This window comes from Bacillus sp. DHT2, assembly GCF_026241455.1.
GTDB classification, from domain to species: domain Bacteria; phylum Bacillota; class Bacilli; order Bacillales; family Bacillaceae_G; genus Bacillus_A; species Bacillus_A pseudomycoides.
This window is the reverse complement of the sequence record NZ_JAPHWH010000003.1, coordinates 213,892-235,271: the sequence shown is the minus strand read 5'-3', so window position 1 is coordinate 235,271 and position 21,380 is coordinate 213,892. Positions and strand designations below refer to the sequence as shown.

Here is a 21,380-nt window from a genome sequence, read left to right as displayed (position 1 = left end):
AAGGAGGAGTTAAGACATGTTTATGAAAAGAAAACTACCTATACTTACATTCTTAGCACTAATATTTAGTTTGATAGTAACTGTTTTTCCTACAAATTCTGCTTATGCAGCTGAGGACGATCGTATACTTGATATTTATGGTGATCCAATTACCACCAATAAAGATTACATAATAATAGATAAATATTTACGTGATCCAAAGGTTCCTCTTTCAAAACGAATAGCACCTGTAGGTTACAATAGACTTGGAGTAACTTATGAGAAGTTTGCGGGTTGGCATTATGTAATTCAATATAAAAAGTCATCTTATTATGGTGCTGCTGAACTGCATAAGGATACAAAAGGTAATGAGTACTATGGTACACCTATCAATTTTGAAGCGCCGGCTGGAGTAGAGGGTGATGGGTATGTAAGAAATAATACGCCAATTACAATGTCAATGTGGATTGGGGGACCAAATGCTGATGCAGGAGGAATAAAAAAATATGTAAATGCAGGAAATCGAAGCTGGATCTATTTTAGTGACCAATCGAGAAGCAATTTCACAGTTAAGAAAGTAAATTCAAAAGAAATAAATTTAGTAGCAGGTAAAACAGATTATCTTAGAGATAAACTTGGTAGACCTACTGATTGGTACAATGCAGATGAAAAGCAATCTAGTTATGGAGTTACAACAGTTTTCCAGCTAAATACTTCAGATCAACCATTTGCAGATCAAAATAAAGAGTGGGGAAGATCTGCCCCTGAAAACTACGCTGGCTATGAATTAGTACCTTTACAATAAAGCATCTATTAAATCTATCTAACTTACGCATTGTTCAATATATTTGCTAATAAGTTGCAATAAAAGCATATGAACGAAATTTAGATTATACATCAATTGGAGGAATATTTATGAAAAGAAAAATTTTAGCTATAGCTTCTGTAATTGCTTTAACAGCTCCTATTCAAAGTGTGGCGTTTGCACATGAAATTGACCGCCAAGATCCACCTATTGCTCTAAAATGGTCAGCGGAATCTGTACATAATGAAGGAGTAAGTTCTCATTTATGGATTGTAAACAGAGCCATTGATATTATGTCCCAAAATACGACTGTGGTGAAGCAAAATGAGACAGCTCTATTAAATGAATGGCGTACTAATTTGGAGGAAGGTATTTATTCTGCAGATTATAAAAACCCATACTATGATAATTCCACATTCGCTTCACACTTCTATGATCCTGATTCAGAAAAAACGTATATTCCATTTGCTAAACAAGCAAAGCAAACGGGAGCAAAGTATTTTAAATTAGCTGGTGAAGCTTATCAAAATAAAGATATGAAAAATGCATTCTTTTATTTAGGATTATCACTTCATTATTTAGGGGATGTCAACCAACCAATGCATGCAGCAAACTTTACTAACATTTCGCATCCATTTGGCTTCCACTCAAAATATGAAAACTTCGTTGATACAGTGAAAGACAATTATAGAGTAACAGATGGAGATGGCTATTGGAATTGGAAAAGTACAAATCCAGAAGAGTGGGTTCATGCATCAGCATCAGCTGCAAAAGCTGATTTCCCATCAATTGTTAATGATAATACGAAAAGTTGGTTCCTAAAAGCAGCGGTATCACAAGACTCTGCTGACAAATGGCGTGCTGAAGTAACACCGGTAACAGGAAAACGTTTAATGGAAGCACAGCGTATTACAGCTGGATATATTCATTTATGGTTTGATACGTACGTGAATAACAAATAACAAAATACACTTATGCATAGGAAGGCACTGAAAAAGTGATTACTGTGAAAAAATAACGTGTATTTTATTAATATGTAGAAAATAGAAAGGAGTTCATTACCTGTATATAGTAGGTGGTGAACTCCTTTTTCTTATTAAGTGGGCTTTTTCAGTGGCCTTATATATGGCAAAAGTTATTTATGCTATAAAGTGAAACTTCCATCAGCTGAATATACTTTAAAACCAGGTTCCGTAGTTGCTGGAGTTGTAAATAAAACAATCAATTCACCTTTTGCACAGTTTTGGCAAGGTAGCGGTTAGTGGGATACAGCTACAAAAGTTAAACCACCATCTACTTCAACAGGTGCAATTAAAACAGATGATTTAAAACTAGTTCGTTCAGATGTGTTAGAAAAATAAAGTTGATCAAGCTGAGTTTCCCCCTCATCCCACCTAACTCAAGAGGCATCCGCACCTTCAAACTGACTATTATAAAGCGAAGCATAGAAACCATCAGCCTTCAATAACTCTTCATGATTACCCTGTTCTACAATATCCCCGTCTTTCATGACAAGGATTAAATCGGCATCACGGATTGTTGATAATCTATGAGCGATGATAAAGCTTGTTCTGCCTTCCATGAGGTTTTCCATGGCTTTTTGAATCAGCACTTCTGTACGAGTGTCAATGGAGCTTGTTGCTTCGTCGAGTATGAGTATTTTCGGATCCGCTAGAAGGGCACGGGCAATTGTTAGTAGTTGCTTTTGTCCTTGGGATACGTTGCTTGCTTCTTCGTTTAGTTCCATTTGATATTTATTTGGTAAGGTTTTTACGAAGCTGTGAACGTGGGCTGCGTTTGCTGCTTCAATCACTTCTTCGTCGGTTGCACCCAGTCTACCGTAACGTATGTTTTCCATGATGGAGCCGTTAAATAGCCATGTGTCTTGCAGCACCATCCCGAACATGCTGCGCAAGTCTTCGCGGGTGAAGGCTTTTATGTCGTGACCGTCTATACAGATGGCACCACTGTTTACATCATAAAAACGCATTAATAGTTTTACGATCGTTGTTTTACCTGCTCCGGTTGGACCAACGATTGCTACTTTTTGTCCAGGCCTAATGCTAGCTGAGAAATTATTGATGATGATCTTATCTGGATTATATCCAAATTGAACATCTTTGAATGTAACTTCTCCTTTAACTTCTTGAAGCTTTACTGGGTTTTCTGCTTCCGGAATTTCTTCTTCTTCATCTAAAAATTCGAAAACTCTTTCTGCAGCAGCTGCAGTGGATTGAAGTACGTTAGCGATTTGGGCTACTTGAGCGATTGGTTGCGTAAAGCTTCTTACATATTGCACAAATGCTAAAATATCTCCAACTGCAATTGTTCTCTTTACAGCGAGCCATCCGCCTAAAATGGATACAGCTACGTAACCGATATTACCGATAAACATCATAATCGGCATCATCATTCCAGATAAAAATTGAGATTTCCATGCAGAGTGGTAAAGAGTATCATTCACCTCTTCGAATTTTTTCACTTCTTCTTCTTCAGTGTTAAAAGCTTTTACGATATTGTGACCACTATAAATTTCTTCGACCTGACCGTTAACGTGTCCTAAATACTCTTGTTGGGACTTAAAGTATTTTTGTGATCTTTTTACGACGCCCATTATGAGTGTCATTGATACTGGTAATATTAAGAGAGCTACTAATGTCATTTGCCAGCTGATTGATAACATCATGATGAGTACACCGATGATTGTAATAACGGATGTAATGATTTGCGACATACTTTGATTTAAAGTTTGGCTCACAGTATCTACGTCATTTGTAACCCTAGATAATACTTCTCCATGTGTTGTTTTATCAAAATACTTAAGCGGCATACGGTTGATTTTTTCATCAATTTCTTTTCTGAAGTTATAAGATACCTTTTGTGCGACTCCAGAAATGATATAGCCTTGGATAATGCCAAACGCAGTGCTCGCTATATATAATCCAAGGAGCAGGAGGGCAATGTTTCCGATATAGGTAAAGTCAATGGTAGCACCGTGCACGCCTGTTACTTTGTCTACGAGTCCTTCGAAAAGTTTTGTTGTTGCTTTACCTAAAATCTTTGGACCGACGATTGCAAAGGCAGCACTACCGATTGCGAAAATAATAACGATTAGGATTGAGAACTTATATGGCTTTAAGTATTGAAGTAACTTATTCATCGTTTCTTTGAAATTTTTTGCCTTCTCAATCTTTCTCATGCCGCCGCCCATATGACCGCCGCCATGGCCACCACCAGGACTGCCTTGTCTTCTATTTTCTATTTTTCTATCACTCATGATGACAACTCCTCTCTTGAAAGTTGTGATAAAGCAATTTGCTTATAAACTTCACAGTTTTCCATAAGCTCTTCATGAGTACCAGTTCCAACTATTTTTCCTTCATCAAGTACAATGATCTTATCTGCATTCATGATTGTACTTATTCTTTGGGCAACAAGTAGAATAGTACTTCCCGCAATCTCATTGTTTAAAGCCCTCCGCAGGGCTGCGTCTGTCTTAAAGTCAAGAGCTGAGAAACTATCATCAAATATGAAGATTTCCGATTTTTTCGTAAGAGCACGCGCAATAGAAAGTCTTTGTTTTTGACCACCGGAAACGTTCGTACCACCTTGTGATATTTCTGTACGGAAGCTTTCAGGTTTCGCGTTAATAAACTCCATAGCTTGCGCGATTTCTGCCGCTTTTGCGAGTTCTTCTTCAGTTGATTCTTTCTTACCGTATTTCAAATTACTTTCGATCGTACCTGAGAATAGAACTCCTTTTTGCGGTACATAACCAATTTTCTCTCTTAATTCCTTCTGAGATACTTCTCTAATATCCGTGCCATCTATTAATATTTGGCCGCTTGTTACATCGTAAAAGCGTGGAATTAAGTTGATTAATGTTGATTTACCACTACCTGTACTTCCGATGAAAGCTGTCGTTTCTCCAGGTTTTGCGGTAAAGGTAATATTGGAAAGCACATCTTCTTCTGCACCTGGATATTTAAAGCTAACATTTTTAAATTCAACGTAGCCTCTCTTGTCAGAGGCAAATTTTTTTGGCTCCGCTGCGTCATGAATAGAAAGGTCAGTATCTAAAACTTCTGCAATGCGCTGTGCGGATACAGAAGCACGCGGAACCATAATGGATACCATAGAAATCATTAAGAAGGCCATGATGATTTGCATTGTATATTGCATAAATGCCATCATATCACCAACTTGCATATGTCCCATATCCACTTGGTGTGATCCAACCCAAATAATAAGTACAGTAACGGCATTCATGATAAGCATCATCATTGGCATCATAAATGACATTAAACGGCTTACAAATAAATTGGTTCTTGTTAAATCTTGATTTCCTTTTTCGAATTTCTTTTCTTCATGCTTTTGATTATTAAAAGCACGAATAACGAGCATACCTGTTAAAGATTCACGAGTGATCAAGTTAATTTTATCTACTAACTTTTGGATACTCTTAAACTTAGGGATCGCGATGCTAAATAGACCAATGACTAAGCTTAAAATCGCGATAACTGCAACTGCGATAATCCATCCCATTGAAAGGTCTGTAGTAAGTACCTTAATAATTCCGCCTATGCCTAAAATCGGTGCATAGAATACGATACGAAGCAGCATAACCATAAGTGTTTGCACTTGTTGAATATCATTTGTACTTCTTGTGATTAGAGATGCAGTGGAAAACTTATCAAACTCTGCATTAGAAAAGCTTGTAACCTTCCGAAATACTTTCTTTCTAAGATCTCTACCTAATCCAGCAGCTACTTTTGCAGCAAGTAAACTCACGATAACGGTAGCTGCCATACTTACTAAGGATAAAAGCAGCATTTTTCCGCCAGAAGTAAGAATATAATTGGATTGAAGCTTATCTGTATTGATACCGATCTTTTTATATTCATTCTCAATGAATGAAACGGCTGACTGTGTTACCATGCTGCCTGGCATATTCTTAAACTTTTCATCCGCCTTTTTTTTCATTGCATCGATTTGATCTTGAGGTAGTTTAGCAATTACTGCAAAAGGATCTGTATTTGGCGGAAGCTTCGCCGGTGCTTTGTCATCACCTGGGGCAGTGAAAGCAGATGAGCCGCCTTTTTCAATTCCTTGTGTAATTAACATTGGTTTCCCGAATATATCGTTAAGTTCGTTAATTGTATTTTTATCCTCTGTATGTAGCTTATAAAGCGGTTCTTTATCAAGCTGCGGATAATCTTTTAAGTCATTTTTCAGCTCACTTTGAGAAAGATTGTTCTTATCTAAAAGTACATAGTTGTCATCTACTTTTTTCTTCTCATTTTCATTCATAAAGAGTGTAAGTTTATCGAGCTCACTTTTACGAATAACCCCAGGTACTGCGTGTTCTACACCTTTTTGCTGAATACCTACATTCACAATGTTAGACATGTAGTCTGGCAGTGACAGGTCACATACGGCTTGTATGGATAATAGACATATAACTGCAATGATTGAGGCAACAAATGGTTTTAAATGTTTGATGATCTTTAACATTTAATTCATCTCTCCATTTTCCTTTTCTAATTTTTTTAGCTTTTACTTGGGTTCATTCCTTTATTCTTCGTATTCTTCAGGAATGCATTCTAGCAGCTCTTTACGTATTTTCGACCACAGATTAATTCTATGACTCTATGAAGATATGATGCAACTTTTAGGGTGGAGAATTTCATAATGAATTTGTTAAAGAATTTTAAACTATATATACATCAATTAAAAAACGGACATAAAACCCCTCTTTTTAGGTAAGAGAGAGCATCTGGCCATGCATAGAAGCGGTCAGGGCCTTTTTCTGCCACATGCGAAGTAAAAACAGAAAGCGCAAACGAGTGTAGGTTACTTTTTATTCTGTATAGCAGGGATTTAGATGTCGAAAAATTAATTCACAAATTCGGTTTCAACTAAAGAAAAAAGGAGAATTCTCTGAATGGTCTGAGGACATTAGCATTGTAATGTTCCGTATTCTTCAGGAATCCATTACAAATGTAATACGTCATTCTGGTGCGAATGAAGTAGATGTATGTATACAAGAACATGCACAAGAATTATCGCTCATTGTTTCCGATAATGGACAATTTTTAAGTGGGAATTTATACCAAAATGGTTTTGGAGTAAAAGGAATGATTGAACGGTGTCAATCTGTTGGGGGAACTTGTAATCTTTCGGTTAATTTAGACGGGGGATTGAAGGTGGAAGCGATTATTCCTTTAATGAATCGTGTATGTGATGAAGCCTAGAGATAGGGGGACGACGAATGAAAACGATAAAAAAATTCGAATCATGTTAGTGGACGATCAACCAATCATCAGACAAGGGCTGACGTATATATTTAATAGTCAATCAGATATGGAAGTTGTGGGTGAAGCAGATAATGGTAAGGATGCCGTAAAGATTGCTTTGCGCTGCATACCTGATATCGTGTTGATGGATGTACAAATGCCGCCGGACATTTATTAAAGGATACTCAAACGAAAGAGCTATTAGATGGTGTACGTTCTATACAGCGCGGCGCCACGTTATATAATAGCATGACAGCGAAACAAGCGCTCGCAAAGATTATAAATTCTAGAGATAATATTTCAACAAATCAGCCTAAGGCTTCATCTTTTATAGAACCATTAACAGATCGAGAAATTGAGATATTGCAACTCATAGCATATGGAAAGAAGAATAAAGAAATAGCAAATATACTGTATATTTCAGAAGGAATTGTTAAAACCCATGTACATAACATTATTCAGAAACTTGAGGTGGCAGACCGCACGCAAGCTGTAGTTTTAGGGATTCGTATGCAATTAGTAAGATAAATTGTTCTGAGGTAGAGAATTCGATTTATTATAAAGGGGGGAAGATACACTTTTGTAAAGATAATATTGGGGTAGCACCACACATCCATCAACCTAAGAAAACAGGTCACCCCCCATAACGAAAATTTTACCTTTTTACAGTTATTTATGAGAATTCGACTCATCTTTTTCGTTTTTGGGACAATTAATCCCTTAAGTTGATAGATGTGTAATGATACTTACATTGTAACTGTAAAGTAACAATAATTACATTAATGGATATTTTATGTCATTAAATTAAAAAAGATTACATTTTTGTTACAAAAACTATTGATTATATTTAAATATCATAATATAATTCTGTTTGTGGAAATAAAAACTAAAATTATTTATTATTTGGGGGATATGGAAAATGAAGAAAGCTATTTTACCAGTTTTAATGTCTGCCAATGTTTGTAGTGCCTGCAGTATCTCATGCTGAAAACCAAGAAGCTGTAAAACAACTTACTCCAAAAACAGAACAGGCAATGCAGAAAACAGGGTGGGTAAAAGAGGGAAATACATGGTATTTCTATGATCAAAATAGTGTGAAGAAAACAGGGTGGTTAAAAGATAATGGTACATGGTATTACTTGAATGCGGATGGGGCAATGAAAAGTAATAGCTGGTTAAGTGATGGAGGAAAGTGGTACTACTTTGCTGAAAGTGGAGCAATGAAAACGGGTAATATTTTTAATCAAGGTTCATGTTATTTATTAGGAGCAGACGGTGCGTTATATACGAACGAAGGCTGGGTTCAGTACGAAGGAGAATGGTATTACGTTCACCAAGGAGGAAACTTACACGAGGGCTATCTTGAATATAATGGTAAGATATACTACATGAATCCAGGCTCTGGAGATATGAAAGTAAACAATTGGATAGGTTCACATCCTGATGGTAATTATTTCTTATCTGATGGAGCAATGGCAACTGGTTGGAATTTGATTAATAATGAATGGTACTACTTCGAAGAAAGCCGGACGCATTTTAATACTCATAATGGTTGGCTAAGTTATAAAGGAAGCTGGTATTACTTTGTGGCTTCTAAGATGCAAACAGGTTGGATTGAAGATAATGGGAATTGGTACTACCTGAATGCAGATGGAACGATGAAAAGCACAGCTAATGGGTGGAACGAAGGTTGGTTAGATGAGGGAGGAAAGCGTTACGTTTTCGCTGACAGTGGTGCCATGTGGACAGGGAAAATGTGTGAAGGAGGTACTTGTTGGTACTTCAATCCAGATGGATCAATGTTTACAGGCTGGAAATTAATTGATGGTGAATGGTATTACTTTGATGATAAAACTGGAGCAAGCCACGCAGGTTGGCTAAGTTATAACGGGAAAGGGTATTACTTTTATGATGGCCCGATGACAACAGGCTGGGTGCAAGAAAATGGCACATGGTATTACATGAATACAGATGGAACGATGAAAACAGGATGGCTACAAGAAAATAGCACATGGTATTATTTGCAGTCTAGCGGTGCGATGGCAACAGGTAAACATTTCATTGATGGGAAATGGTATTCATTCAAAGATAACGGCGTTATGATGTAACAAAGGTTTTTTTATTGAATAAATGACATCAGATATCTATTTTAAGATATTTCTATAATGAAAAAAGACACCTGTGAAGGTGTTTTTTTCATCTCTTCTTATTAATCTAGGAAGAATAACGTTTATAACAATAATGGGTAGTAAGTACTTTTAAGTTGATGGTAATGGGGTAGCACCACACATCCATCAACTTAAGCATTTAGGCTATTCTTAAAGTAAAAAGCACGTTACTATTCTCTTATGTTAATGAGAATAGTAACGTGCTTTTTATGAATATACATCAGTTTGAAATGAACTCAATATATAATCTTTTATATTAAATCGATACTCACTTAAAAAGTTGATATGCTCCCATCCTAATGATGAGATATGTTTTAATAGTTCTTCATTAAACTCATACTTACTTTTTAACGTTTCTACAGATTTACTTAAATATACGGCGTTCCATATAATAATGGGATTAATCTGAATACTTAATAAATTTTCTCGTTGTATTTGATCCTGGAGAGCACGTTTAGGTATATCATATAGATTTTTCATAATTGCATTTATTGCAAGCGTTTTCAATTTTAGGGATTGTTATAATCTACATTTTTCACAAAACATTTCTTAGCATATTTAACTTTAAGTATTGGTAACAAAACCCTTATTGTTTATAGTTTTTAACTATGATTTTTCCCTATTTTTAATATATAGATTCCTAAAATAATCAATCCTAGTCCTACAAACGGGACAGTTGGAAACTTCGTTCCTGTTGATGGCAGGTGATGCTTTTCCTTACTTGCAAGATCATTTTCCATTGCGCGCTCTTTACTTTGTATATCATAAGATTGTTTAGCATTTCCATATGTAGCATGCACTTTTTTAATTTCCAGGCCACTTGTTATTTTTTGATTCTTTATTTCTATTTCTGCTATCTCGCCAGTTTTTACTTCCATTTTTTTTATTGTAGGATCAAGTACATAACCTTCTGGAGCCTGAATTTCTTTTACAACATACGTACCAGTAGGAAGTTTATTTAATGTAGCAATCCCATTCTCAGTTGTAGTGATTTCTTGTCTAAAATCCCCATTTTCACTTACAACCTCAAACACTGCCCCTTTTAAAGCCTCTCTATTTTCTCCTACCTTCATAATTTTTAACGACCCCCAAAATTCCCATCTTACTACTATATCTGTACTGCTTTTTTCACTCATTCTTGGTAATAAAGCCGTTACATCTTGAATCCTTTGTTGGCCATCAAAGGTAACTGCTTGTAAGCTCTGCAATTTTGCATTTACTCTGATCTTGAAATTTCCACTTGTTGCGTTTTTGGGAATCATAACTTTAAATTTTTCCTCTATAGAGAATTCATTCTTTTTTTCACCTTGTTCATTTATAATTTTAGCTCCTGCTGGTGCACCCTCGATTTGAACTGAGTATACTCCAGATACTGAATTTGATTGAACTCTATATAAATTTGTTTCAAAATATTCCCCATTTTGCTCTACAGTTTGTTTTCCAGTAGGTATTACGTTCAAATATGTTTCCTGAACTTCAGTACCTTTAGAAGCTTTTTCTACCAAATACTTTACAAGGTTATATACCTGTTGGTTTTCTGGCTTTGAATCGGCAATTTCAATTTTTTTAGATGCAATCCAGATAGCTAGTTGAGTTGCATAGTAGGCTTCCTCTTTTGTAGAAACTCCTAATTCAGCCGGCGTTTTTTGAGGGTATCCATAAAGTAAGACCCGATATACAAAATCATTCTCTTTTCCAATTTCAGAAAGATCATCTCCATTAGGTGAATTCAGATCAGGTGATAAACAATATGCAACATCTTTTGATGACGTTCTTAGTAAGTCTGCCTTTACCTTTACTTCAGTACCTTTGAATTTAATATAATTCCAGTTCATTTGAAACTTTTCTTGATGTATTATCTCGGCTGCTGCTTGTGGAATAGAAACCCCTAGCAACATAATGATTAAACTTATAATTCCAAAACATTTTGTTAACATTCTACGTTTCATTTCATTCCCACCATTCATCAAATTTTCAGGAAAAACCTTACATGCTGATTATATTTGCTGTAAAAGAATATTAGTTTGATTATTCAGAAATTCGCAGGTGTAAATAATGATTGTGTTATAATTTCATATTTTCTTATAATCTTTATCGTTTAATTGGATTTACCATATTTGTTAAAGATACTACTTACTTAACTAAATGTACGGGCGTAAATATTATTCTATACTATTAAAAACTAATTCAAAAAATCAATTTTTAGAATTTAAATCTATGTATTTAAAAATAAGTACACTTAACAATCCACCTATTAAATGAATGTTTTTTCTATTCAATTTACCTTCACAAAACACCGGCTGCATCCTTAGGGAATTTAGCCATATTTTACATTTATTATTTTTAGAGAATACATAGCTTGCAATTCTTTTTTTATGTTATGATATTTTGTTTATTGATTCTTGTACAAGAATATACTTCTCAAAAGTAAAATAATTTTAATCCTTTATCATTCTTTTAGCTGTTTATATACATTCATGGATAGATTGAAAATCATATATACGCATGTGCATTGTAACTAGACGGTTAATACACGGGACCATCAAACTGTTCCAACAGAAACATAAGGCACACTATTTGATGACTGGTTGACAATTTCATTATATAACAAATTTTAACAATTAAAGATTTTAATTTTTAAAATTGTGTGAATTAATAAAATAAAAAAATATCTTATTTTTAATTCCTGAAAAATCCCAATGTTTCATTTCACATAAACTACTTGGTTCTGGTGCAAAAAATACTATCATTGTGTACACTGAAAATATTCATAAATAAAGGACGTGTACGACGATGAAAAAACCAGTGGATTTTAAATAGAAGCACTATGAGCCGGAGAGTTTGGTTATACAATTTATCAATCCGCCATTTTAGAAGGAGGAAGAGATCCATTTTATCAGTGGATTAATGACAATGACAAGATAGAAAATTATGAACTGGAAGGAGCACAATTCATCTTTGGTAAAATGACTGGAAGTAATGTAAAGGGCATGAAAATAATTGTTCCTGCAAAAGGAAAGGACAGTACTTATCAAGTTGTAATCATTGATGATGTTTTAAATAAGGCTGAATTAGAGAAAATCATGATTTCCTTTTTATTTGAGTTCGAACGAAATCTTCATGTGATAAAAGAAATTAATAATCTATAAAACAAAAAAGTGAGATGAAATTTTTGTTTTGGGGGTACTTCAAAATTTTAGCTTGATGGCGATGGCGTGGTACCCCAAAGATAAATTATATCTTAGCAACAACAAAAGAGGAGGAAATAATATGGCAATCACAATGGCAGTTTTATCATTTTTAGGTGGAGTACTTCCTTTAGTATCAGAACTTTTAAAAGCAGTAATGTAAGTTCATTATTCCGCAATTATTTATAAAAATTATCATACAAATGATCTGTATATCAAAGATGAATTGATTTGCAGATCATTTGTATGAGCAAAGTCCCTTTATATATTTAAAGGGACTTTTTTAGGTTTCTACATAATTGGAAATATCCTAAGTTTCGGTAATTTGATGAAAGACTTTTGGAGCAAATCACCAAAGAAGATGTAATTATGCATACCCAAATAAAGGGAATGTCTATACATTGTGTGATTAAATTATATTAATAATATTTAAATTCTATTTAAATTTTTCTGCAGATTATAATAGTTATTTTTTTGCTGAATATATCAAGTTATAACTATTATAATTACTGAAATGAAATTAAGTAATAATTTTAGAGATATAATATTTTTACTAATATTAATACGTAATAATCGAATTAATAAATATATTCGACAAAATTCTACTATTTACGCATTGGAAATTTAATGTTTTAATAAAGGTGTAATTGGTATGACCACTGGGGAGAGGAGAAGATTATACGAATAAAAGTGCAGTAAAGTTGCAAGTAACATTATGTCAAGTTAATTTTCGGAACACTCAGTTAATTATGTTTGGAAACGATCTAGAATCACAAAATTATCACATTTGTAAAAAATAGCATTCTAAGTCTCTACATAGCAATTAGGATCTTATTTTATTCCGAGATGAAAGTATAAGCAATGTACAGCATAATTTTATCTTTTGTAATCTTGTAGAGACCATGCAGACAAAACTAGGGGGGAATAATGTACAAATATTTATAATCTATATTTAGGTTCCCATAATATACATCTTTATAACAATCTATAACGATTAATGGTTGTAAGGCTAGATTTCATATTAATAAAAATTAAACCTTTAAAATTTAGTCCAACTATTTTATCAAAAAACACTAATTAATAGGAGGAATTACCATGAAAAAAGCGTTAGTCGCAGGGTTATTAGTTACAGCAGTATCTACAAGTTGCTTCTTACCTGTAAATACTTTTGCAGAAAGTAAAACAACTTATTCACAACTAACAAGTAGTACAAATCAAGTTGCTATGAATAGGTTATCAGATTCGATTAAGACATTAGGATCACAGACGCCATTAATTCAAGGATATGGGCTAATCATATTAAAGCAACCAAACCTTGAAGTAACTGCTATACCTGGAATAACAACTGATCAAGGTACTGCAAGAAACCATGTTCAAGACTGGCTGGATAAATATAATCCAAAACTATTCAATGTAAATCAAGACCTGCAGGATTTTGGGACAAGATTTACAAATTATTATGATATATTGGTTGAACTAGCTGGAAAAGTGAATGACGATTCGCAAGCAAAAGAAGACTTTGTAAGTATTTTTAATGCACTTCAAGATCAAATGCAAGCAATTCAGTATGATATGAAAGGAGCTTCAGTAGACTTAAACAATTATAAAAATGACTTGGTTGAAGATAGTAAGAGCTTTTCTAGTAAAGTTAGCAGAGCGATTGAACTTTATAAGGGATCAGGCGGAGACATTGAAAAATTCAGAACGGAAATTAGACAACTTGATGAAAACATTCAAGATGATTATACAAAACTTCTAGCTCTACCAAAAGAAAATGTAAAAGGTTCTATAAATATTGGAAAGACGGTTATTGATATTTGGATAGACGCAGGTAAGGATCAAACTTTAGACACATCTAATTTGGAAGTGATTTACAACCAAGTTGGACAAGTCCAAAATGATGAAGTAACAAAACTGAATAATGATGTTCGTCAGAAGCAACAACAAAAAATTCTATTGCTACAAAAATTATCGAAAATTGAAGTGCAAGCAACTCAAATGACACTTATTGATCTACAGTTAAATAACTTTACAAGAGTAGTTAAAAAGCAAATTGAGAGTTTTGACAAGCTAGTAAGTAGTTGGGACATCTTTAATGACACAATGATTCAAATGAAGAGAAGTCTTAGTACTGATGCGAAAATAGATTCTAATGCATTACAAGCACAATTAAAAGAACTCAAAACGTTTACGGATGAATTGAATAAACAAACAACGGAATATGAAAATAGTGTTACAAACATAAAAGTAACAGAGGCAAAATAGTAGAATGAAGAAAAAAATTCTTAATAATATAAGGAGATAGGAATATTATGAAAAAACCTTATAAAGTAATGGCTTTATCTACATTAATTGCAACAATCGCAGCGGGTAGCATTACGCCATCATATGTTTCGGCAGCGGAAAATACAACAAAATCAGCACCTATTTATGCAGGTGCAGAAAATAACTCCCCTGAGTACCCTGAGTATTCACTTGGACCAGAAGGGCTTAAAGATGCGTTAGAGAAAACTGGATCCAATATGTTGGTAATGGATCTGTATGCTTTAACTATTGTTAAACAAGCAAATGTTAATTTTGATGGTTTAACTGTAATTAACAATGATTTACAAAAAAGCATTAAGGACAACCACGATGCTTCTAAAAAAAATGCAAATCAATGGTTAGATGGTTTGAAACCGCAAATAATCCAGACGAATCAAAATATTATCAATTATAATACACAATTTCAAAATTATTATGATGTTTTGGTAGAAGCTGTAAATAATAATGACAAAGAAACGCTAAAAGCTGTGCTTACAAGTTTAGATGATAGTATTTCAGAGAATAAAGGTGCAGTGGACAGGTTAGTGCAAGATTTGAAAGCCTTTCGCGGCAAATTAGAACTGGATACACAAAATTTAAAAACTGATGCTAACAAAATCACAGATATTTTATCTGGTCAAGATGCTGGAATTCCATTGATGCAGAAACAAATCGAAACAAATCAAACATTAATTGATGAGAATAACAAGGTTTATATTGGATCTTCGGTTGCAACGGCTCTCGGTGCATACTTAACTGCTACAGTTATCTTTGCGCCTATTGGTGCAGGTGCATTAGGCGGCGGGATATACGGAGTTGTTACATCGCAGCAGCAGATAAAGAAAGCACAAGAAGAGATTAAAAATCTAACAGAAAATATTTCCACTGCAAAACAACAGGTAGCTAAGTTAACGATCTTGAAAAATAATACTAATAATTTAACAGAAACAATTGATGCAGCTATTACTGCCCTTGAAAATGTAAAGAATCAGTGGCAGACAATGGGGGCAAAATATAAATCATTGAATGACAATGTTGACAGAATTAACCCAGACAAGCTTGCTATTATTATAAAAACAGATCTGAAGATAGCTAAAGGTAGCTGGGAACAGGTTAACAAGTATGCTGAAAATATTCAAAAGGCTGAGATTTCATTCGTAGAAGAGAAAAAATAATATTACTTCAAGAAATTTCCGAAGTAATGAAAAATATATTATACTGACTTTCCCTTTTGAAGAACAAATAATGTAAGTCTCCTGTTCAAGTTTGAGCAGGAGATTTCCTATTTAGTTATGAAACTTGATAAAGATTATAGAATAAGAAAGTATGAAAATCTCTATTTTAATATGTTGTTTTATTTGCAATGATCGTAATTCATTAGAAGTAAAGAATAGAAGCTTATGAATTTAAAAAAATACGTGATACATTTGAGAGAATAGGTGAAAAAAGGTGAATAAAAAATTGTATAAGAAAGTTATTTTATCAACGATCATTACTGGAATGGCAGCGAGTAATGTAATCCCACTTCATACCTTTGCAGCAGAACAAGCTGTGCAAAATAGTGTGTCCCAACAGCAAGAGGATATTAAGAGCTATTCTCTTGGTCCTGATAAATATAAAGAAGTAATGGAGAAAATGGGGGCAAGTATCCTTACAATGGATTCATATGCTCAAACAATTCGTAATCAAGAACAGACAGATTTAAGTAAAATAAGTTCTATAAATGGTAATTTACAAGCAAACATGATTAAGCATCAAAAGGATGCGCAAAGGAATGCAACATATTGGTTAGATAATCTAAAGCCTGATATTATGAAAACGAATCAGAATAGTGTAAGTTATAATGATACCTTTCAAGCGAGTTATGATCAATTACTAGCTGCTTTAGATCAAAAAGATACAGTGGCATTTAAAAATGAACTGGAGAAATTATATAATAGTATTTTGAAAAATAGCCAAGAAGTGGATGGACTACTAGAAAAGTTGAAAACATTTCGAAATACAATGGCTGAAGATACAAGAAGTTTTAAAGATGATTCTAATCAATTGAAGTCTATTTTAGAAAGTACGAACGCCGGTATTCCACTTCTACAACAACAAATCAGTAATTATAATAATATAATTAAAGAAAACTATGATAAGCGTGGTGGCTATATAGCTTTATCTGTATTTATGCCTCCAGTTGGTATACCATTGATTGTCACTGCTGACAAGAATATCGCATCTGCACAACAAGAAATAGAACAATTAAAGTCCAGAATTTCTGGAGCAGAGGCAGAATTAGTTATTTTGACAGATGCCAAAAATAAAACGGAGCATATGACTGCAACAATTGATACAGCTATTACTGCTCTTCAAAATATATCAAATCAGTGGCATACAATAGGATCAAAATATGATTCTTTACTAAAAAATGTTAATAACATTAACCCAGACCAGCATGCTTTATTAAAAATAGATTTGAAGATAGCGAAGGATAGCTGGCAGGACCTTAAAAATTATGCAGATAAATTATATGAAGGTGCTAAGATTGTACAAAATGGAGAGATTGTACAAATAGGACAACCAATAGAAGGGATTGTACAAAAAGGACCGGATTGCACCTGAATACATGTAAATAATATTAAAAACATACAACCTTGTATTTGTTGGCAAGGTTGTACGTTTTTTTATAGAGATGTAACAACTTCAGGTACCGTCAATATTTTTGTGTAAATAAAGAATTCCTTTTCTTGTAGGCGAACGGAAACCATTCTGGGTATGAGGGGTCACTCTGGGGTTTAATTACAAATTAAAAAAGAACTTTATTCAAGTTCTTTTAATCTACGATACAGAAGCTAAACACTCATGTAAGCATCCAAATAGGTTGCTTTTTTCTCTGTTATATAGAAACTACATAATAAAAATAAAATTCAATAAAGTAGACATTAATTAAATATTCCCCTTATAGCTAGCTTTTGATAAAGTACCTTATTTTGATACTGTAAGGAATAAAATATCAGTCTGAAAGACTAGTACATCATATTTTTTAAATAATTGTTTGTTTACTTTTTCCCAATAAATTTCTTCATTATATAAGTAAAAAAAGAGATAAGAACACTTTAATTACGTACATTATCTCTTTTCGAATATATATGGTATATTCCATGTAAAATTACCACATATTTTAATGGGACTTACAGTTTGCTCTTCAACAAAAAGTATACCTCATTTTTTGTGAAAATATGCAATTTTAACTTTTCATAAAATACATCATGGAAAAATCTGTAATATGGACGTGTTGAAATATTATTGTTAGATATATCTATAATCTCATATTGGGGTACTGCCACATCACAATCAAGCTAAGAAAAGCGAATACCCCAAAACGAGAAAATTGGCATTTCCAGATGAAAATGTACAATTTTTTGTTTTGGGGGCGTTATAGAATTCTTAAGTTGATGGGCATGTGGTGGTACCACACATCTATCAACTTAAGAAAAGTAAACACCTCCTAATAAAAAAATCCCATAGGTGTTTTGCAAATCCTTTAATGATCCATCGACTACAATCGTACATATTTTGCCGACGCTTGTCGTTTGCATAGACGCAAGAATAAAAAATCAAATAAAAAAGATAGAGATACAAATATCTCTATCTTTTATCGGTGGGGATGGAAGTTTCACTTTATTCTTTTTATCTTTAACTTCATTATATTTACCGTGAATTCAAGTTTATCAACAATCCCTTTTTCAAAAGTTTTATAAAAAGCATTATTTGATATTGCAATAAAGAACAACATAAGAAAAAACACTTTTGTATTCCCATCTACCGAAGTACCTTTAATTCCCCATTCCTCCAGTGTTTTCCCTCCTATATTTACTATAGAAAACGCCCCGGAAATATATGTAGCAAAAAAATGTATCTGATAAAACCTTTTTAAAAATGTATTTGAATCATGTCTCCAAGTATAGATAAAGTGTAAAATGAATGAAAATATAGCTGACAATATACTAGATACTATTAACATACAAATAAATATTTCTACTGAATCTGGCTCTATAAACCTAGTAATAAATGAATCTGCAAAATTAATAATATCCATTCCGAATATTACTGCAAAAAAATACAAAATCAAATAATAGAAATAAACAAACATATTACTCATCTCCTGAAAAATAATGAATTTTAAATTGCTCTTAGAAGTCAGCTGAGATACGTGTAAAACTAGGTCATAGGGATACATTATTTACCAAAAACTATTTTCTGAAGATATTTGTAATATAAACGTTCGTTTTTATTTGAAAATATGAAATACCTTAACTGATGAACTAGATGTAACAAAAATACTCTATCAAAAAATAATCCGTAACATTATTAGTGCAATACCTTTTTTCTATATCAAAACCTGATGTTAGAAATATATATATAATACAGGCTGTGAACTGAAATTACATGTATCTTGGTCAACAAACCCCATCTTTTTAATGCTTTTCTTTCATACACTCTCGCTAATATAGTCTACTTTTCTAACAATTGCAATTCAAACTATATTTTTAAAAAATACAAACCATAAAAAACAAAATTAAACGACTCCCTAAGAGAGAAGCTTAATTTTGTTAAGGGATATAGCCATGTTTTTAAAACTCACTATACTAAGGGGTTCCGCCACATTGCTTTCAAGCTAAGACTACATTAGGAAATTTTCAGGGAAGTTTTTTCACTTTCCAAATTTGATAGATGAGATTGCCATATTCATGAACCCATCGCATGATGGTTGTTGGGTGAACTGAAATACCACGTTCTTTCAGGATTTCAGATACATCACGATAACTTAAAGAAAAACGGCAGTAGTACAGGGCGGCTACTAAAATAATATCTTTCTTGAATTGTTTTCCTTTAAAATATCTCATGTCTGATTCTCCTAGATCCTGTTTTCTGGAGTGTAGCTTCATGTAGAAAACTTTGCAACAGAACCCTCTATATTTACCAAACAGGTCTAAACCTCAATGACAATTTACCTTCATTTGTTTCATAAACTAATTTTGTTAAATCTTCTTTGAGCATTTGCATGCGCTCAGCACCTATGTTTTCAATCCAGCGTCTCTCAATATCAGTTAGTATTTCTTCTTTTGCTTTCAATACTAACCATCCTCGTTCGGTCAAAACGATAATCTTCCCTCTTTTATCAGTGGGATGAGTTTGGCGCATTACATAACCACTTTTCTCAAGATAATCCACCATTTTACTTACAGCTTGTTTTGTAATTCCTAAGTATTCGGCTAGTTCTATACCTGTTGCTCCATCAGGGGTAATACATTTAAACATAAAACCATGTGCAGGTCTAATATCTCCAAATCCCAATTCATTCAATCTGTCATGTAGTTCATTAATCACCGTACTAAAGGATAATGACAAAAGTGATGTAAGATCTAATTCACTAAATACTCGTTGATTCATGTATAAAACCTCCTTAAATAAAGTCAATCAAGTTGACTTTATTTAAATCTCATTGTACTATAAGTGATGTAGTCAATCAAATTGACTACATCACTTTTGTTATGAAAGAAATATGATTTAATAAATAATCAATATACTATGGAGGTTCTGTATGACTCACATTGTTAAAATTAAAGCAAGTGTATTTATTCCAATGTCTTGGACTGAACCTATGAAGGATACTCAAACGGGTAATATAATTCAATTCGAAGGTGATTCACGTGAATTTACCCCTTATACTGTAAACACTATGCGCTCAAGAGTTGAACAGGAAGTAGTTGTAGATTTTTATAAAAAAGAAATTTTCTCATATGCAAATACTGGTATAACAACAGAAAAAGTCACAACACTAGATGGTTCTGTTAATAAAAGAACAGGAAAAGCTAGTACGGAAGATATTTTGTGTACTGATATTGTATGGAGTTCTGATGACGTCAAGTTTCAAATGAGTGCAAGTACTAGCCAACCATTAAATGTATATGCACCTCCTGTTGACTATCTATTAACTGTACGTATCCAAAAAAATGGTACTGTCGATATTCAAGGCACACATGATGGATTCCCTTGTTTTGAGTTTTATAAGCAAATAGATTTTGGACCATTTGAAGAAATTTATACACATGATTTCAGAGAAACAGGTGATACGCCTGAAGCGCTAGCTGGAGAAATGGATTATAGTTTTAAAAAAATATTGTAAAGACAATGTATTGCTACATTGTCATCGAACTAAGATAAATTTGTATTCATAATCGGTATAGTGTACGCAAACTGGGAAGACCTCACATTAAGAAAAATTAGAGTTTTCTTATTTCTCTGGCGGTATACCATTGTTATCAAGATAGGATTAGAAAAAGAAACTATTTTCTTTTTCTAAAAAACCAGTGTAGATACCTTATTAGACATGTACCTAGTGGAGGATGATGTAGAAGAGGAAAAGTTGTTTCATTTCCATAAAAAACCGAATTTCACTTGTCCTATGGGAGCAAATATACAAATTATTTTAGCCCACACACAAGAAGTGATGGATCAAGTATTAGAGAATATGGCAATGGAACAACTCTTTACATCATTAGTAAATACAATAAATTTTTCGTATAAAGTTTATATTTTTTTACGCCATTTGTAATTTATATGGTTACAAATGGCGCGATAAAAAGAAAAG

The 21,380-nt window shown here is 33.3% G+C and carries 16 protein-coding genes and 3 pseudogenes; 12 read left to right on the top strand and 7 right to left on the bottom strand.

Features of this window, described 5'->3' with window-relative positions:
• Positions 1 to 16 precede the first annotated feature (16 nt).
• The gene (locus ORL93_RS10035; RefSeq protein WP_097795992.1) at positions 17 to 784 is read left to right on the top strand and encodes a hypothetical protein; all 768 of its coding nucleotides are present in this window, start codon (positions 17 to 19) and stop codon (positions 782 to 784) included.
• Positions 785 to 894: 110 nt separating this feature from the next.
• On the top strand, positions 895 to 1,746 hold the full coding sequence (locus ORL93_RS10030) for a phospholipase C (protein WP_006093744.1): 852 nt from the start codon (positions 895 to 897) through the stop codon (positions 1,744 to 1,746).
• A gap of 437 nt (positions 1,747 to 2,183) precedes the next feature.
• Here ORL93_RS10030 and ORL93_RS10025 read toward each other — a convergent pair whose 3' ends face one another.
• Positions 2,184 to 4,061, bottom strand: coding sequence for an ABC transporter ATP-binding protein (locus ORL93_RS10025; RefSeq protein ID WP_265958994.1), 1,878 nt, complete (start codon positions 4,059 to 4,061; stop codon positions 2,184 to 2,186).
• Positions 4,058 to 6,298 carry an ABC transporter ATP-binding protein gene (locus ORL93_RS10020; RefSeq protein ID WP_265958993.1) on the bottom strand — a complete coding sequence of 747 codons (2,241 nt, stop codon included), beginning with the start codon at positions 6,296 to 6,298 and terminating at the stop codon, positions 4,058 to 4,060. The genes ORL93_RS10025 and ORL93_RS10020 overlap by 4 nt, the downstream gene beginning before the upstream one ends.
• Before the next feature lie 455 nt (positions 6,299 to 6,753).
• Here ORL93_RS10020 and ORL93_RS10015 point away from each other — a divergent pair, with 455 nt between their 5' ends.
• The 3 genes and pseudogenes from ORL93_RS10015 (at position 6,754) to ORL93_RS10005 (ending at position 9,188) form a co-directional block, all read left to right on the top strand.
• Entirely contained in the window at positions 6,754 to 7,038 is a 285-nt protein-coding gene (locus ORL93_RS10015) for a sensor histidine kinase (RefSeq protein ID WP_040119229.1), read from the top strand.
• 43 nt (positions 7,039 to 7,081) lie between these two features.
• Positions 7,082 to 7,608, top strand: a pseudogene (locus tag ORL93_RS10010) (response regulator transcription factor).
• 391 nt (positions 7,609 to 7,999) lie between these two features.
• Positions 8,000 to 9,188: pseudogene (locus ORL93_RS10005) on the top strand (glucan-binding protein).
• A 267-nt stretch (positions 9,189 to 9,455) separates the two neighbouring features.
• Here the strand turns inward: ORL93_RS10005 and ORL93_RS10000 are convergent.
• Together ORL93_RS10000 and ORL93_RS09995 are read right to left on the bottom strand one after the other, a co-directional pair.
• Positions 9,456 to 9,755: a Tn3 family transposase gene (locus ORL93_RS10000; RefSeq protein WP_373926165.1), complete on the bottom strand. Its 300-nt coding sequence runs from the start codon at positions 9,753 to 9,755 to the stop codon at positions 9,456 to 9,458.
• 95 nt (positions 9,756 to 9,850) lie between these two features.
• Positions 9,851 to 11,197 carry a SpaA isopeptide-forming pilin-related protein gene (locus ORL93_RS09995; RefSeq protein WP_265959060.1) on the bottom strand — a complete coding sequence of 449 codons (1,347 nt, stop codon included), beginning with the start codon at positions 11,195 to 11,197 and terminating at the stop codon, positions 9,851 to 9,853.
• Positions 11,198 to 12,214: 1,017 nt separating this feature from the next.
• Between ORL93_RS09995 and ORL93_RS09990 the strand changes: the two genes are divergently transcribed.
• The 5 genes from ORL93_RS09990 to nheC all read left to right on the top strand — a co-directional run bounded on the left by ORL93_RS09990 (position 12,215) and on the right by nheC (position 17,347).
• Positions 12,215 to 12,397, top strand: coding sequence for a hypothetical protein (locus ORL93_RS09990; protein ID WP_265958991.1), 183 nt, complete (start codon positions 12,215 to 12,217; stop codon positions 12,395 to 12,397).
• Between the two features lie 55 nt (positions 12,398 to 12,452).
• Positions 12,453 to 12,599 carry a hypothetical protein gene (locus tag ORL93_RS09985; protein ID WP_265958990.1) on the top strand — a complete coding sequence of 49 codons (147 nt, stop codon included), beginning with the start codon at positions 12,453 to 12,455 and terminating at the stop codon, positions 12,597 to 12,599.
• A 932-nt stretch (positions 12,600 to 13,531) separates the two neighbouring features.
• Positions 13,532 to 14,701, top strand: coding sequence for a non-hemolytic enterotoxin subunit A (nheA, locus tag ORL93_RS09980; RefSeq protein ID WP_003204425.1), 1,170 nt, complete (start codon positions 13,532 to 13,534; stop codon positions 14,699 to 14,701).
• 47 nt (positions 14,702 to 14,748) lie between these two features.
• On the top strand, positions 14,749 to 15,915 hold the full coding sequence (gene nheB / locus ORL93_RS09975) for a non-hemolytic enterotoxin subunit B (RefSeq protein WP_199665988.1): 1,167 nt from the start codon (positions 14,749 to 14,751) through the stop codon (positions 15,913 to 15,915).
• Positions 15,916 to 16,189: 274 nt separating this feature from the next.
• Entirely contained in the window at positions 16,190 to 17,347 is a 1,158-nt protein-coding gene (nheC, locus tag ORL93_RS09970; protein WP_097794613.1) for a non-hemolytic enterotoxin subunit C, read from the top strand.
• A 1,054-nt stretch (positions 17,348 to 18,401) separates the two neighbouring features.
• On the opposite strand, the gene ORL93_RS09965 is transcribed toward nheC, so the two are convergent.
• From ORL93_RS09965 to ORL93_RS09955, 3 genes and pseudogenes are all read right to left on the bottom strand, one after another.
• Positions 18,402 to 18,878, bottom strand: a complete 477-nt coding sequence (locus tag ORL93_RS09965) for a hypothetical protein (protein WP_040119239.1) — start codon at positions 18,876 to 18,878, stop codon at positions 18,402 to 18,404.
• 559 nt (positions 18,879 to 19,437) lie between these two features.
• Positions 19,438 to 19,632 (bottom strand): annotated as a pseudogene (locus tag ORL93_RS09960) (IS6 family transposase); the annotation flags it as partial.
• A gap of 73 nt (positions 19,633 to 19,705) precedes the next feature.
• Positions 19,706 to 20,179 carry a MarR family winged helix-turn-helix transcriptional regulator gene (locus tag ORL93_RS09955; protein ID WP_006093759.1) on the bottom strand — a complete coding sequence of 158 codons (474 nt, stop codon included), beginning with the start codon at positions 20,177 to 20,179 and terminating at the stop codon, positions 19,706 to 19,708.
• 151 nt (positions 20,180 to 20,330) lie between these two features.
• Between ORL93_RS09955 and ORL93_RS09950 the strand changes: the two genes are divergently transcribed.
• Positions 20,331 to 20,915: a DUF3238 domain-containing protein gene (locus ORL93_RS09950; protein WP_097794614.1), complete on the top strand. Its 585-nt coding sequence runs from the start codon at positions 20,331 to 20,333 to the stop codon at positions 20,913 to 20,915.
• 204 nt (positions 20,916 to 21,119) lie between these two features.
• Positions 21,120 to 21,344: a hypothetical protein gene (locus ORL93_RS09945; protein ID WP_255299239.1), complete on the top strand. Its 225-nt coding sequence runs from the start codon at positions 21,120 to 21,122 to the stop codon at positions 21,342 to 21,344.
• Positions 21,345 to 21,380 lie beyond the last annotated feature (36 nt).

Coding starts and splice junctions, on each gene's coding strand:
- ORL93_RS09950 (WP_097794614.1), top strand. CDS start 20,331: ATGACTCACATTGTTAAAATTAAAGCAAGTGTATTTATTCCAATGTCT.
- ORL93_RS09955 (WP_006093759.1), bottom strand. CDS start 20,179: ATGAATCAACGAGTATTTAGTGAATTAGATCTTACATCACTTTTGTCA.
- ORL93_RS10030 (WP_006093744.1), top strand. CDS start 895: ATGAAAAGAAAAATTTTAGCTATAGCTTCTGTAATTGCTTTAACAGCT.
- ORL93_RS10035 (WP_097795992.1), top strand. CDS start 17: ATGTTTATGAAAAGAAAACTACCTATACTTACATTCTTAGCACTAATA.
- ORL93_RS10025 (WP_265958994.1), bottom strand. CDS start 4,061: ATGAGTGATAGAAAAATAGAAAATAGAAGACAAGGCAGTCCTGGTGGT.
- nheB (WP_199665988.1), top strand. CDS start 14,749: ATGAAAAAACCTTATAAAGTAATGGCTTTATCTACATTAATTGCAACA.
- ORL93_RS09985 (WP_265958990.1), top strand. CDS start 12,453: ATGGCGATGGCGTGGTACCCCAAAGATAAATTATATCTTAGCAACAAC.
- ORL93_RS09965 (WP_040119239.1), bottom strand. CDS start 18,878: ATGTTTGTTTATTTCTATTATTTGATTTTGTATTTTTTTGCAGTAATA.
- ORL93_RS09945 (WP_255299239.1), top strand. CDS start 21,120: ATGTACCTAGTGGAGGATGATGTAGAAGAGGAAAAGTTGTTTCATTTC.
- nheA (WP_003204425.1), top strand. CDS start 13,532: ATGAAAAAAGCGTTAGTCGCAGGGTTATTAGTTACAGCAGTATCTACA.
- ORL93_RS10015 (WP_040119229.1), top strand. CDS start 6,754: ATGTTCCGTATTCTTCAGGAATCCATTACAAATGTAATACGTCATTCT.
- ORL93_RS09990 (WP_265958991.1), top strand. CDS start 12,215: ATGACTGGAAGTAATGTAAAGGGCATGAAAATAATTGTTCCTGCAAAA.
- ORL93_RS09995 (WP_265959060.1), bottom strand. CDS start 11,197: ATGAAACGTAGAATGTTAACAAAATGTTTTGGAATTATAAGTTTAATC.
- ORL93_RS10020 (WP_265958993.1), bottom strand. CDS start 6,298: ATGTTAAAGATCATCAAACATTTAAAACCATTTGTTGCCTCAATCATT.